Consider the following 12,013-nt stretch of genomic DNA (forward strand, 5'->3'; position numbering starts at 1 on the left):
GGACCGGAAGTCCCGAATTTTCCCGCGCGGCCACGGGCCATTCCGGGCCTGCCTACTTCAGGAACTTCGACGTCCTCCGGTCAGCCAGGACCTTGCCCTTGGTCTGGCAGGTGGGGCAGTACTGCAGCGCGGTGTCCGCGAACGACACCTCCCGGACGGTGTCACCGCACACGGGGCAGGGCTGGCCGGCCCTGGCATGCACCCGCATGTGGCTGCGCTTAACGTCCTTGAGATCCTTGGGCGGCTTGCCCGCAGCCTCCTTAAGTGCCTCGCCCAGCACGCTGTGGATGGCGTCGTACAGCACCCGCACGCTCTCCCGGTCCAGTGACTTCGCGATGGCGAACGGTGAGATCCGCGCCGCGTGAAGGATCTCGTCACTGTAGGCGTTGCCAATGCCCGCAATCACGCTCTGGCTGCGCAGGAGTCCCTTGATCTGCTGCGAACTGCCGCCCAGGATCTCTGCCAGCATTTCGGCGTCGAACGCTTCCGTAAAAGGATCCGGACCCAGCGAGGCGATTCCCGGTACCTCCCGCGGATCCCGCACCACGTAGACGGCCAGGCTCTTCTTGGTGCCCGCCTCGGTCAGATCCAGGCCGCGCGGTCCGTTGGGCCCGGAGAACGCGCACCGGACCGCGATGAGGCCCTTGCCCATCCGAAGCTGGCTGTCGGCGGGGGAGTCGGTGAAGCGCACCCAGCCCGCGCGCGCCAGGTGGAATACCAGGGAAATGCCGCCGGTATCGATGCTGATGAACTTCCCGAAGCGCCGGACGCCGGAGACCGTGCGGCCTTCAAGGGCGTCGAAGGGCGGATCCGCCGTCTTGAGCACGGCGAAGGAGACAATCTGCAGTTTGGTGACCGCACAGCCCCGCAGCTGTTCGTCAAGGAACCCGGCGAGGCCGGCGACTTCAGGCAGTTCCGGCATGGCCTACCTGCACTGTCCCAAAGGATGCTGCACCGGTGCTTGCGCTCATGGCTCCCATCTTGTCAGAAACGCCGGTGGCGGCCCCGGCAGATGTGCCTATACTTTCAGCGGCGGCCCGATTTCCGGGCCCCTTGTGACATAGGCGCGTACCCCGATGAAAGGCCTCCCATGAGCAACATTCCCGAAGACCTGTCCTACACCGCCGAACACGAGTGGGTCACCTCCCCGAATGCCGACGGCGTGGTCCGCGTGGGAATCACCGATTTTGCCCAGGACGCCCTTGGGGATGTCGTTTACGCCCAGATGCCCGAGGTCGGCACGAAGATTACGGCAAACGAAGTGGTTGGCGAGGTCGAGTCCACCAAGAGCGTCAGCGACATCTACGCCCCGGTTTCCGGTGAAGTCGTGGCCCGCAACGAGTCCCTGGACAGCGATTCGGCCCTGATCAACAGCGATCCTTACGGTGACGGCTGGCTGATCGAGATCAAACTGGCCGAAGCCGACGCCGTTGAGTCCTTGCTCAGTGCATCCGAGTACGAACAACAGGTAGGCTAAAGCTAACCGGTATTTCCGGTCCGGCCCCGCGTCGCGGGCATGGCGTCTCCGCACGTCAGAGCCCGGATCGGGAGCCGGTGCCGGACCTGCCGGGCAGGGCCGGAGACTAACCGTTGGTTGCGGGTTCCATACCCGCAACATCTAAGAGGAGGAATCCATGGCTGGCCACAGACACAACCCTGCCGATGGGGATTACGGCACGGGTGCGGCTAGGGCGTCGGAGACCACCTCGATCCACCTCACCCCCGTCACCGACGAACCCACCATCGCTCCGAGGCTGTCTTCGGACGAGCGCAACTCGGTGGAGGCCCTGCCCGCTGGCTCGGCCCTGCTGGTGGCCCACAGCGGCCCCAACGCCGGTGCCCGGTTCCTGCTGGATTCGGATGTCACCACTGCGGGCCGCCACCCGGACGCGGACATCTTCCTGGATGACGTCACGGTATCGCGGCGCCACGTGGAGTTCCGGCGCACCGCCCGCAGCTTCGAAGTGGTGGACAAGAACAGCCTCAACGGCACCTACGTCAACCACGACCGCGTGGACAGCGTGGAACTGAAGTCCGGCAGCGAAGTCCAGATCGGCAAGTTCCGCCTCACCTTCTACCTGAGCCCTGCCACGGCTGCAGGCCGCAGCTGAACCGGGGACCGCTGCCTGTGGCAATGGCACAACCGGAACGGCGGGGCCCCCAGGTCCTGAACATTGGTGAAGTCCTCGCCCAGTTGAGCGCCGACTTCCCGGGCATGACCGCGTCGAAGATCCGCTTCCTTGAGGAAAAGGGACTGATCAACCCCCGCCGCACACCTGCGGGCTACCGTCAGTATTCCGACGGCGATGTGGAGCGGCTGCGCTTCGTGCTGGCCCTTCAGCGGGACCAGTACCTCCCCCTTAAGGTCATCAAGGACTACCTTGACGCCATCGACAGGGGAGAGCGGCCGGAGAACCTCCCGCCCGGCGTCGTGGTTTCCCCCCGCATTGTTTCCGATGAACTGGCTGCCGAACTGCAGAACCGGGGCCGCAAGTTGAGCGAGGAGCAGCTCCGCACCGAGTCCGGCGCCAGCGTCCCCCTGCTGCAGTCGCTCTTGAGCTTCGGCCTCATCAGCCACAGCAACGGCCAGTTCGACGAGCATGCCCTGCAGGTTGCCCGCGCCTGCGTGCAGCTGGAAAGCCACGGCCTGGAACCCCGGCACCTCAGGCCTTTCCAGGCTGCGGCCGAACGGGAATTCGGCCTGGTGGAACGAGCCGTCGCGCCACTGACCTCACGCAAGGACTCGGCATCACAGGCACGCGCGGCGGAGGCGGCGCGCGAGATCAGCGATCTTTGCCTCACCCTGCACCGGGCTCTGGTGCAGGACCATATCTCACGCATGGACATCTGATGATCGAAGTCGAGATTGTTGGCGTTCGCATTGAACTGCCTTCCAACCAGCCGCTGGTCCTGCTCAAAGAGATGCACGGCGAACGCCACGTCCCGATCTGGATTGGCACGCCGGAAGCCAGTGCCATCGCCCTGGCCCAGCAGGGTGTGGTCCCGCCCAGGCCCATGACCCATGACCTCCTCGTGGACGTCGTGGAGTCGCTGGGCCACTCCGTGGTCAGCGTCAACATTGTCGCCGTGGAGGACAACATCTTCTATGGCCAGCTGCAGTTTGAAAACGGCACCACGGTGAGTTCCCGTGCTTCGGATGCGCTGGCGGTTGCCCTGCGGGCCAAGTGCCGGATTTGGTGCGCCGACTCTGTGATGGACGAGGCCGGTGTGCGCATTACGGAGCATGATGAGGGCGAGGACGCCGAGCCGGGTCCCACCGTCGATGAGGAGCGCGAACTGCGGCGCTTCCGGGAGTTCCTGGATGACGTGGAACCCGAGGATTTCGACGGCTAAGGTCACGTTAAGGTTAAAGTTAAGGCTGAAAGTTTCGACACGCCTCTTCGAAGCCCCCAAGGTCTTTGACCTCGGGACCCGCCGGGCCTAACGTCGAAGTATCAAGTTCCCTTGCTTACGGCAGCCGCGCAAGTCACACTGGAAAGTGCGCCCCGCGGAGAAATTACACCCATGGCCTTCCTGCCACGGTTGCTGTAGTCGTTCCGGGGGAGCGTACGACAAGGAGGATCCAGGTGAGTCCCAAAGGCGAAGCAGGCGGGCTTAAACAGCCCACGGCCGGTGTTGCTGTGCCCGTGAGCGGTGCACAGGGCCTCCTGTTCACCGAAGACCTGCCGGTACTGGATGAGGACGCCGGCTACCGGGGTCCCACCGCCTGCAAGGCCGCCGGTATCACCTACCGCCAGCTGGATTACTGGGCGCGGACCGGCCTGGTTGAGCCCGCGGTCCGCGGCGCAGCAGGATCAGGGTCCCAGCGGCTCTACGGGTTCCGCGACATCCTGGTCCTCAAGGTGGTTAAGCGGCTCCTGGACACCGGTGTGTCCCTGCAGCAGATCCGCACCGCAGTGGAACACCTGCGGGAGCGCGGAGTTGAGGACCTGGCCCAGATCACGCTCATGAGCGACGGCGCCAGCGTTTACGAATGCACCTCCGCTGACGAGGTCATTGACCTGGTGCAGGGTGGCCAGGGCGTCTTCGGCATCGCCGTGGGACGCGTATGGCGCGAGGTCGAAGGAAGCCTTGCCTCGCTGCCCAGCGAGCACGCCGCCGAGCAGTCCTTTCCGGACGACGAACTGAGTAAGCGGCGGGCAGCGCGGAAAATCAGCTGACACAAAGTTCCAGAAGTAAGGGCCACCCTCCTGACGGAGGGTGGCCCTTATTCGTTGGAACGTGGTCCTAGCGGGCGCGGCTGCGGAGCCCGGATCCTGCGGCCATCAGGTTGGACAGCAGGTCATCGAACAGGCCGGCCGCGGACTTGGCCGAATCGCCGGGCCAGTGGTGCACGGGATGGGCGGCACCCTGGATCTGCTGCCAGTTAGCCTGTTCGGGGATCCGCGGGCTGAGCAGGAGTTCGCCGAACATCGACTCCATCTCCGCCAGGCGGTAGGTGTGTTCCGAGGAGCCGCTCCGGACGCGGTTGGCCACGATTCCTGCGGGTGAAAGGTTGGGCGCGAACTCCTGCTTGAACAGCTGGATGGCCCGCAAGGTCCGTTCGGTACCGGCTACCGAGAACAGGCCCGGCTCGGCAACCAGGGCCACCTTGTCACTTGCTGCCCAAGCCATGCGGGTCAGGCCGTTGAGTGAGGGAGGGCAATCCACCAGGACAAGCTGGTAAGCGTCGGCGCCCGCGAGGACGGAGGACAGCCGGCGGAGATCGCGGCGGCCAAGATCCGGGCGGTCATAGATTCCGGTGTAGGCGGAGCCGACGGCGACATCGAGGACGGCAGGTCCGGAACCGTCGGAGGGGGCGCGGTCGGCCCAGCTGCTGCGCACCACGTTCTCGGCCAGCTTGGCCCGGCGCGGGCTCTTCAGCATCCTGCCAATGTCCAGCTGGTCACCGGGCTGGACGCCGAGGGCCGTGGTGGCATCGGCGTGCGGATCGAGGTCCACCACCAGCGTGCGGACTCCTGCGGCCAGCGCCGCAGACGCCAATCCTGTGGTGACGGAAGTCTTGCCGACTCCACCCTTGAGGCTGCTGATGCTGACTACTTGCACTTGAGAGACCAAAACCTAACGCCGGATGCCGTGTTGGGGGTAATGTTTGCCTCGGCAGAGCCGAAGCCGGACGGTCCTGCCGCCCTACTCATCATATGTTGATGCGTCGGCGAATCCTGCTTTATCGGGCGTCGGCATGGCACCGACTGTGCTGCCCGGGCGGTTTCCGCCAGCCAGGCCCAAAGCGTTCGGTCCATGACGGGAAAATCTGTGACCGTGGCCACAAAGATTTGTGTTTGTCCTTGCAGGTCCTAGACACTGTGACCACTCATCGATCCACCCGCAATGATGCAGGAGAAGTATGTTTTCCAAAGTTCTGGTGGCCAACCGCGGCGAAATCGCGATCAGGGCCTTCCGCGCTGGCTATGAGCTGGGCGCAAAGACCGTTGCCGTTTTTCCCCAGGAGGACCGTAACTCGATCCATCGGCAGAAGGCGGACGAGGCTTACCTGATTGGCGAGGAAGGCCACCCGGTCCGGGCTTACCTGGACGTGGCCGAGGTGGTGCGGGTCGCGAAAGAGGCCGGCGCAGACGCCATCTACCCCGGCTACGGGTTCCTCTCGGAAAACCCTGAACTGGCACGCGCGGCCAAGGACGCCGGCATCACTTTCGTGGGTCCGCCCGCCGAGGTGCTTGAGCTCGCCGGCAACAAGGTGGCGGCGCTGAAGGCGGCCCGCGAGGCCGGGGTACCGGTCCTGAAGTCCAGCGAGCCGTCCAAGGACCTGGACGAACTCCTGGCCGCGGCCGATGAGATCGGATTCCCCATTTTCGCCAAGGCCGTTGCCGGCGGCGGTGGCCGCGGCATGCGGCGGGTCGATACCCGCGAGGCACTGCCCGAAGCACTGAAGTCGGCCATGCGCGAAGCCGATGCTGCGTTCGGTGATCCCACCATGTTCCTGGAGCAGGCGGTCCTCCGCCCGCGGCACATCGAAGTGCAGATCCTCGCGGACGCCGAGGGCAACGTCATGCACCTCTTCGAGCGCGACTGCTCCATCCAGCGGCGGCACCAGAAGGTCATCGAGATCGCCCCCGCGCCCAACCTTGATGAGGGCATCCGGCAGGCCCTGTACCGGGATGCCGTGAAGTTCGCCAAGGCACTGAACTACGTCAACGCCGGTACCGTCGAATTCCTCGTGGACACCGAGGGCGAACGCGCAGGCCAGCACGTCTTCATCGAAATGAACCCGCGCATCCAGGTGGAGCACACGGTCACCGAGGAAGTCACGGACGTGGACCTGGTCCAGGCGCAGATGCGGATCGCCTCCGGCGAGACGCTCGCGGACCTGGGGCTTTCCCAGGACAGCGTCAAGCTTCGCGGCGCCGCCCTTCAGAGCCGCATCACCACCGAAGACCCCGCCAACGGGTTCCGCCCCGACGTCGGAAAGATCACCGGATACCGTTCGGCAGGCGGCGCCGGTGTCCGCCTTGACGGCGGCACGGTCTACTCCGGCGCCGAGATCAGCCCGCACTTCGACTCCATGCTGGTCAAGCTCACCTGCCGCGGCAGGGATTACCCCGCTGCGGTTGCCCGCGCCCGCCGCGCACTGGCGGAGTTCCGCATCCGCGGCGTCTCCACGAACATCCCCTTCCTCCAGGCTGTGCTGGATGACCCCGACTTCATCGCCGGGGATGTGGCCACGAACTTCATCGACCAGCGCCCGGAACTGCTCAAGGCCCGCGTATCGGCCGACCGCGGCACCAAGCTCTTGACCTGGCTGGCTGACGTCACCGTCAACAAGCCCAACGGCGACCTGGCCGTGCACTCGGACCCGGCCCACAAGCTCCCCGACGTCAAGGACATGCAGGCCGGGCCCGGTTCACGCCAGAAGCTTCTTGAGCTGGGCCCGGAAGGCTTCGCGAAGGCACTGCGCGAGCAGAATGCCGTTGCCGTCACCGACACCACCTTCCGTGACGCGCACCAGTCCCTGCTGGCCACGCGAGTCCGCACCCGCGACCTCGTCGCCGCCGGCCCCGCCGTTACGGCCCTCATGCCGCAACTGCTCTCCGTCGAGGCCTGGGGGGGTGCGACCTATGACGTGGCCCTGCGCTTCCTGGGCGAGGACCCCTGGGACCGGCTCGCCGCCCTGCGCAAGGCCATGCCCAACATCTGCATCCAGATGCTGCTGCGCGGCCGCAACACCGTGGGCTACACGCCCTACCCCGAAGAAGTCACCGAAGCCTTCGTCAACGAGGCTGCCGCCACGGGCATCGACATCTTCCGCATCTTTGACGCCCTGAACGACGTCAGCCAGATGGCTCCTGCCATCCGAGCCGTCCGGGCCACCGGCACCGCCGTCGCAGAGGTGGCCCTCTGCTACACCGGCGACATGCTGGACCCGGAAGAGAAGCTCTACACCCTGGACTACTACCTGGGGCTGGCGCAGAAGATCGTCGACGCCGGAGCCCACATCCTGGCCATCAAGGACATGGCCGGGCTGCTCCGGCCTGCTGCCGCAGCCAAGCTGGTCTCCGCGCTGCGTGAGCGCTTCGACCTGCCCGTCCACCTGCACACCCACGACACCGCCGGCGGCCAGCTGGCCACGCTGCTGTCGGCTGTCGACGCCGGCGTGGACGCGGTGGACGTGGCTTCCGCATCCCTCGCGGGCACCACCAGCCAAGTGTCGGCGTCGGCCCTTGTTGCTGCCCTGGCCCACACGCCGCGGGACACCGGCCTCAGCCTGGACGCCGTCAGCTCGCTCGAGCCCTACTGGGAAGCGGTCCGCCGCGTCTACGCGCCGTTCGAGTCCGGCCTGCCCGGCCCCACCGGCCGCGTGTACAAGCACGAGATCCCGGGTGGCCAGCTCTCCAACCTGCGCCAGCAGGCCATGGCCCTTGGCCTGGGGGAGCAGTTCGAGGCTATCGAGGACATGTACACCGCAGCGGACCAGATCCTGGGGCACCTGGTGAAGGTAACGCCGTCCTCCAAGGTGGTTGGCGATCTCGCCCTGCACCTGGTGGGCCTCAACGCTGATCCTGCCGACTTCGAAGCGAACCCACAGAACTACGACATCCCCGATTCCGTCATCGGCTTCCTGTCGGGCGAACTCGGCGATCCTCCCGGGGGCTGGCCTGAGCCGTTCCGCACCAAGGCCCTGCAGGGCAGGAGCGTCAAGGTCCGCGACGTGGAGCTCAGCGCCGAAGACAGCGCAGCGCTCAAGTCAGACTCCAAGACCCGCCAGCACACGCTGAACCGGTTGCTCTTCGATGGTCCCACCAAGGACTACCTCAAGAGCGTGGAGACGTACGGCAACATCTCGGTCCTGGATACCCGCGACTACCTCTACGGCCTGCAGCGCGGCACCGAGCACGAGATCCAGCTGGAGCGCGGCGTGCGCTTGATTGCCTCCCTGGAGGCGGTGTCGGAGCCGGACGAGAAGGGCATGCGCACCGTCATGTGCACCCTCAACGGCCAGTCCCGGCCCGTGGTGGTCCGCGACCGCTCCGTAGTCAGCAACGTCAAGGCCGCCGAGAAAGCCGATCCCGCCCAGCCCGGCCAGGTGGCCGCTCCCTTCGCCGGGGCCGTCACCGTCACCGTCAAACCGGGGGAGACGGTCAAGGCGGGAGACACCGTGGCCACCATCGAGGCAATGAAGATGGAAGCATCCATTACGACGCCGGTGGCCGGCAAGGTGTCCCGCCTCGCCATCTCCGCGGTGGAGCAGGTCCAGGGCGGGGACCTGCTGCTGGTTATCGAACAGTAGGACGGTCCGAGGACCCCGAAAGGGTCACCCTGTTCGTTGGCTGCTCCCCGAGGACTGCACCTGGAAATCCAGTGCAGATCTTCGGGGAGCAGTTCCATGACCAGGCGCTGTCCGCGAACCCGGGACGGCGGGCAACCAAGGCGGTGGCCGGTCAGGCCAGCCAGCGCCACCAGCGTGACTGCGCCGGTTCCGGTACCGGCCCAGGTTCCAGATCCGGCTCCTCGCCCAGGGCCAGCGCGGCCCCGGCAATGTCGTCGGCAGTAAGGGTCATGACAGCTTCCCGGTCAAGCGCCTCGAGGCTTTGTTCCTCGTCGAGCGAGAGCCGCAGGGCCTGGCGGTTGAGCGCCTGCTCAAACAAAGTGCGCGCGAACCGTGCATTGCCGGAGTCCTCGCCCGCGTGCAGCCCGGTAAAGATTCGGCGCAGCATCTGGTCCGCCCCCGGCTCCAGCATGTACTCGTGCTGGGCCAGCATCTGGTGGAAGATCGTCTGGAGTGCTTCAACAGAGTAGTCGGGGAAGGTGATCTCGCGGGCGAAGCGGGAACGCAGGCCGGGGTTCGAGAGCAGGAACGACTCCATCAGCCGCGGGTACCCGGCCACGATTACCACCAGGCGGTGGCGGTGGTCCTCCATCCGCTTCAACAGGACCTCGATCGCCTCGGGTCCGAAGTCCATCCTGCCGTCTTCCGGGGCCAGGCCGTAGGCCTCGTCGATGAACAGAACGCCGTCCAGCGCACGCCTGATCACCCGGTCCGTCTTGATGGCAGTCTGCCCAACGTATTGCCCCACCAGGCCCGAACGGTCCACCTCCACCAGGTGGCCCTTCTGCAGCAGGCCCACCGCCCGGTACATCTCGGCCAGGAGCCGTGCCACGGTGGTCTTGCCCGTGCCCGGGTTTCCGAGGAACACCAGATGCTGGGAGGTGGCCACCTCCGGCAGGCCGTGCGCCTTGCGGCGCGCCTGGACCTGGAGCAGTGCGACGAGGGCGCGCACCTGTTCCTTCACGGTCTCCAGGCCCACCAGTGCATCGAGCTCCGCCTGCAGCTCGGACAGCGGCCGGGCCGGGCCGGGCCTGGCACCCATGAGGTCGCCCACAAGGTCGTCTACGCGCTCCGATCCGGGCAGCTTGAGCTGATCGGCCAGGTGGCCGAGCGTTTCACGCAGGTCGTCGAGCGGTTTGCGGCTGGCAGCCATGCATCCACTGTAGTACCCGATCCCGTGCCAGGGGTGGACAGTTAATGGGGAAAGGGCCCTCCCTTGCGGAAAGACCCTTTCATCGTTGCCGGCGTCAGGGACGCGGGGCCGAGTACATCTCCTCGATGACCGTTTCGAAGTCCTTCATCACCTGGGCCCGCTTCACCTTCATGGACGGGGTGAGATGGCCGGAGGCTTCCGTGAAGTCGGCCGGGACGATGCGGAAGGACTTGATGGCCTCGGCCTGGGAGACCGAGGTGTTTGCTGCGGTAACCAGGTCCTGGACTGCCGCCTTCACCACCGGGTTGGCCGCTGCCTGCTCGAGGGTGGTGTCCGCGGGGAGGCCGTGGCGCTGGAGCCAGCCCGGCAGGGCCTCCTGGTCCAGGGTCACCAGGGCCCCGATGAAGGGCCTGTTGTCGCCCACCACGAGGACCTGCGACACGAGGGCATCGGCCCGGATCTGGTCCTCAAGCAGGGCCGGGATGACGTTCTTGCCGCCCGCGGTGACGATGATTTCCTTCTTCCGGCCGGTGATCCAGACGAACCCCTCGTCATCGATCTGCCCAATGTCCCCGGTATGGAACCAGCCATCGGTGAAGGCTTCCGCGGTCAGGTCCTCACGCCTGTAGTAGCCCCGCATGACGCACACTCCCTTGGCCAGGATCTCGCCGTCGTCGGCAATCTTGACGGAGTTGCCCGGGAGGGGCTTGCCCACGGAGCCGATCTTGATCCGCGACGGGGTGTTCACGGTGATGGGCGCGGTGGTTTCGGTAAGCCCGTATCCCTCCAGTACCTGCAGGCCGATGCCCTGGAAGAAGTGGCCCAGCCGCTCACCCAGGGGACCGCCGCCGGACACGGCGTGGGCAACGTGCCCGCCCATGGCCGCGCGGAGCTTGCCGTAGACCAGCTTGTCGAACAACGCGTGCCGCAGCTTCAGGCCCAGCCCCACCCGTCCGTCCTGGCTGGCCTTCGAGTAAGCGATGGCAGTCTCCGCTGCCCGGTGGAAGATGGCGCCCTTGCCGCCGTCCTCGGCCTTCGTCAGGGCCGAGTTGTAGACCTTCTCGAATACCCTGGGCACCGCCAGGATGAACGTCGGTTCGTAGCTCTGCAGGTCAGCGAGGAGGTTCTTGATGTCCGGCGTGTGGGCCACCGTGGTTCCGGCGGCCATGGCCAGCACCGAGATGTACCGGGCAAACACGTGGGCCAGCGGCAGGAACATGATGGTCTTGGCCTTCTCATGGACAATCTCGCCGATGATGGCCAGGGCATTGTCCGAGAGCTCCACGAAGTTGCCGTGCGTGAGTTCGCACCCCTTGGGGCGTCCCGTGGTTCCGGAGGTGTAGATGATGGTGGCCACGTCCTGCAGCCCGGCTGTGCTGCGGCGTGCCTCGAGTTCTTCGTCGCTGACGCCGCGGCCCGCCTCGCGGAGGCTGTCCAGTCCCTGGCCTTCCAGCTGCCAGACGTGCTGCACGTCGGTAAGCCCCTCGGCTGTGACCGCCTGCCTGATGACGTTCTCATGGTGGCCGGATTCGCCGAAGGCGGCGACGGCACCGGAGTCACCGAGGTTCCACGCAACCTGGGAAGGGGAGGAGGTTTCGTAAATGGGCACCGAGACGGCACCCGCGAACCAGATGGAGAAATCCACCAGGGACCATTCGTAGCGGGTGCGGGACATGATACCGACGCGGTCGCCGGCGCCCACTCCGCTGGCGATGAGCCCCTTGGCCAAGGCCTGGACATCGGCGAGGAACTCGGTGGCGGGAACGTCCCGCCAGGTGCTCGCAGGATCCAGGCGCGAAAACAGTGCCGGGTTGCTGGGCTTGACCGCCTGGCGCAACACGAGATCCGTGATGTTGGTTTCGGGTGGGACCACAACCAGGGGCGGAACACTGAATTCGCGCACTATAGCTCCTTTGATATCCGAAGTCCCGCGCAGGGGGTTGCCTAAAGACTAGTACCCAGGGCGGAACAGTGCAGTACACAAACCTACTGGCCAGTAACTTAGGCGTCAATGGACGCTGCGGAGCGCGGCTTTTGTCAAGGCAATCCTGCCT

The 12,013-nt window shown here is 66.0% G+C and carries 10 protein-coding genes; 6 read left to right on the plus strand and 4 right to left on the minus strand.

The window, feature by feature from the left end:
• Positions 1–52: 52 nt before the first annotated feature.
• Positions 53–922: an Fpg/Nei family DNA glycosylase gene (locus tag ACZ9J7_RS14950; RefSeq protein ID WP_476210485.1), complete on the minus strand. Its 870-nt coding sequence runs from the start codon at positions 920–922 to the stop codon at positions 53–55.
• A gap of 168 nt (positions 923–1,090) precedes the next feature.
• Here ACZ9J7_RS14950 and gcvH point away from each other — a divergent pair, with 168 nt between their 5' ends.
• The 5 genes from gcvH (at position 1,091) to ACZ9J7_RS14975 (ending at position 4,181) form a co-directional block, all read left to right on the plus strand.
• Positions 1,091–1,477: a glycine cleavage system protein GcvH gene (gene gcvH / locus ACZ9J7_RS14955; RefSeq protein ID WP_141160876.1), complete on the plus strand. Its 387-nt coding sequence runs from the start codon at positions 1,091–1,093 to the stop codon at positions 1,475–1,477.
• A gap of 157 nt (positions 1,478–1,634) precedes the next feature.
• Positions 1,635–2,111 carry an FHA domain-containing protein gene (locus ACZ9J7_RS14960; protein WP_141160875.1) on the plus strand — a complete coding sequence of 159 codons (477 nt, stop codon included), beginning with the start codon at positions 1,635–1,637 and terminating at the stop codon, positions 2,109–2,111.
• A 23-nt stretch (positions 2,112–2,134) separates the two neighbouring features.
• A complete protein-coding gene (gene ftsR, locus ACZ9J7_RS14965; protein ID WP_476210488.1) occupies positions 2,135–2,851 on the plus strand; it encodes a transcriptional regulator FtsR in 717 nt (238 codons plus the stop codon).
• Complete coding sequence (locus ACZ9J7_RS14970; protein ID WP_056331728.1) at positions 2,851–3,354, plus strand: bifunctional nuclease family protein; 504 nt, start codon at positions 2,851–2,853, stop codon at positions 3,352–3,354. The genes ftsR and ACZ9J7_RS14970 overlap by 1 nt, the downstream gene beginning before the upstream one ends.
• A 233-nt stretch (positions 3,355–3,587) precedes the next feature.
• On the plus strand, positions 3,588–4,181 hold the full coding sequence (locus tag ACZ9J7_RS14975; protein ID WP_018763528.1) for a MerR family transcriptional regulator: 594 nt from the start codon (positions 3,588–3,590) through the stop codon (positions 4,179–4,181).
• Positions 4,182–4,248: 67 nt separating this feature from the next.
• Here the strand turns inward: ACZ9J7_RS14975 and ACZ9J7_RS14980 are convergent, their stop codons facing one another.
• Positions 4,249–5,067, minus strand: coding sequence for a ParA family protein (locus tag ACZ9J7_RS14980; protein ID WP_476210492.1), 819 nt, complete (start codon positions 5,065–5,067; stop codon positions 4,249–4,251).
• A gap of 301 nt (positions 5,068–5,368) precedes the next feature.
• Here ACZ9J7_RS14980 and ACZ9J7_RS14985 point away from each other — a divergent pair, with 301 nt between their 5' ends.
• Positions 5,369–8,767: a pyruvate carboxylase gene (locus ACZ9J7_RS14985; RefSeq protein ID WP_476210494.1), complete on the plus strand. Its 3,399-nt coding sequence runs from the start codon at positions 5,369–5,371 to the stop codon at positions 8,765–8,767.
• 151 nt (positions 8,768–8,918) lie between these two features.
• On the opposite strand, the gene ACZ9J7_RS14990 is transcribed toward ACZ9J7_RS14985, so the two are convergent.
• Together ACZ9J7_RS14990 and ACZ9J7_RS14995 are read right to left on the minus strand one after the other, a co-directional pair.
• Positions 8,919–9,959: an AAA family ATPase gene (locus ACZ9J7_RS14990; protein WP_476210496.1), complete on the minus strand. Its 1,041-nt coding sequence runs from the start codon at positions 9,957–9,959 to the stop codon at positions 8,919–8,921.
• A gap of 94 nt (positions 9,960–10,053) precedes the next feature.
• Positions 10,054–11,862, minus strand: coding sequence for an AMP-dependent synthetase/ligase (locus ACZ9J7_RS14995; RefSeq protein WP_476210498.1), 1,809 nt, complete (start codon positions 11,860–11,862; stop codon positions 10,054–10,056).
• Positions 11,863–12,013 lie beyond the last annotated feature (151 nt).

It is taken from the genome of Pseudarthrobacter sp. TE9888, from assembly GCF_056279345.1.

Bases quoted from the DNA above. Each gene is read 5' to 3' on its own strand.
- ACZ9J7_RS14950 (WP_476210485.1), bottom strand. From the start codon at position 922: ATGCCGGAACTGCCTGAAGTCGCCGGCCTCGCCGGGTTCCTTGACGAA.
- gcvH (WP_141160876.1), top strand. From the start codon at position 1,091: ATGAGCAACATTCCCGAAGACCTGTCCTACACCGCCGAACACGAGTGG.
- ACZ9J7_RS14960 (WP_141160875.1), top strand. From the start codon at position 1,635: ATGGCTGGCCACAGACACAACCCTGCCGATGGGGATTACGGCACGGGT.
- ftsR (WP_476210488.1), top strand. From the start codon at position 2,135: ATGGCACAACCGGAACGGCGGGGCCCCCAGGTCCTGAACATTGGTGAA.
- ACZ9J7_RS14970 (WP_056331728.1), top strand. From the start codon at position 2,851: ATGATCGAAGTCGAGATTGTTGGCGTTCGCATTGAACTGCCTTCCAAC.
- ACZ9J7_RS14985 (WP_476210494.1), top strand. From the start codon at position 5,369: ATGTTTTCCAAAGTTCTGGTGGCCAACCGCGGCGAAATCGCGATCAGG.
- ACZ9J7_RS14990 (WP_476210496.1), bottom strand. From the start codon at position 9,959: ATGGCTGCCAGCCGCAAACCGCTCGACGACCTGCGTGAAACGCTCGGC.